Source organism: Shewanella sp. Isolate7 (genome assembly GCF_022398425.1).
In the GTDB taxonomy this organism is placed as follows: domain Bacteria; phylum Pseudomonadota; class Gammaproteobacteria; order Enterobacterales; family Shewanellaceae; genus Shewanella.
The window spans coordinates 1-1,264 of record NZ_JAKEVJ010000166.1 but is presented as its reverse complement, the minus strand read 5'-3'; the positions used below and the strand labels follow the sequence as shown (position 1 = coordinate 1,264).

General features: G+C 42.6%; 1 protein-coding gene and 1 pseudogene. One reads left to right on the top strand and one right to left on the bottom strand.

The features are described 5' to 3' along the window. A pseudogene (locus L1D47_RS20735) lies at nucleotides 1-164 on the top strand (group II intron reverse transcriptase/maturase); the annotation flags it as partial. A gap of 89 nt (nucleotides 165-253) precedes the next feature. On the opposite strand, the gene L1D47_RS20730 reads toward L1D47_RS20735, so the two are convergent. Continuing rightward, the gene (locus tag L1D47_RS20730) at nucleotides 254-871 is read right to left on the bottom strand and encodes a plasmid pRiA4b ORF-3 family protein (RefSeq protein WP_239886626.1); all 618 of its coding nucleotides are present in this window, start codon (nucleotides 869-871) and stop codon (nucleotides 254-256) included. Between the last annotated feature and the right edge of the window lie 393 nt (nucleotides 872-1,264).

Below are 1,264 nucleotides of genomic sequence, written 5' to 3'. Positions count from 1 at the left end.
AAGCAGCTGTCGCCTGTGGTATCACAAGTAAAGGCCCATGGAGGAGCTCGAAGACACCAGGAATACAGCAAGCACTGAGTAATGAGTATCTAAAGAAAGCAGGATTATATTCACTAAGAGATGGATGGATCGCAATTCATTATCCTAACCAGAAAGCTAGTTAGGTGTTCTAAATGAACCGCCCTGTGCGGAGCCGCATGCAGGGTGGTGTGGGGGCTGGAGGCTAGATACCTCCGGCTACCCGATTATATTTTTACGGCTGATAGGGCTGATTAAATGCATTACACCAGCGTAGATAAGGGTCTGAAAATTCGACTTTTTTCGGGCTAAACGCATGCTGGTCGTATGGCCAATAATTTTTTGCATGATTTTTCAGCCATTCAACTGTATCGACATATTCCTCATGGCTTTGATCGGACAATATTTCTAACACACTCTGATAACCATATAAGCCACCACTATCTTCTGGTGGACAAGCCATTTTTCCGTCTAAGCATTGAGGAAAAGTAGAATCTAAGGGAGCTAAAAACATACCAACCAAAGTGATTTCGTGATGCCAACTATCACCAAAATCATAAACATAATCAATAGTATTGCCCAGTGATGTGAAATATTTTTTTGCTGAAAGTTCCCAACCTGCAATTATACTTTCATCATGCTCTGACTCGGGAAGGCCGATCCGCTTACCTTTTGTAGGACCAGCTTTTCTTGGAGAAAATTCATGTAAATGGTAATCAAGCCAACCCATTGCATCTTGAATAGCAACATGCAATTCCCAGAAGTTGTAATGATCTGGCACATCAATTTCTCGCCAAATTTCCGGTTCGCTTCCCGATAAAGAAACTCTGAATCGAAGAATCTTTTGATGCATAATTTATAATCCTATGAATTCAAATAAAAATATAACGCCCTGTTAAGGTGTGAGCAACGCAATACAAGAGCCGCCGAAAACCACCTTAATCACTAAAACCAACGCATGGTAAAAATGCCACGCGTTGCGAATCACTCTTAAACAGTTTGTATGGTTAATCCCGTTCCATTTTAGGGTAAATTGGAGGCCCACCCTCAATGGCCGTTGAGGGTCTTTATGCAGTAGCTCGATTGAATGGCGGCTCCTCTTACGAGAGACCGGTAACAAGTGGGTAGCGCTGCATAACTCCTAGCAATAACTCGAACAGTCATTGGGGCCTCGAGCCCGTATAGCAAGGCAGAGTAAGCTTATAATGAACAACCATAAAAACCAAACTGAAATCAATGTCGGCGT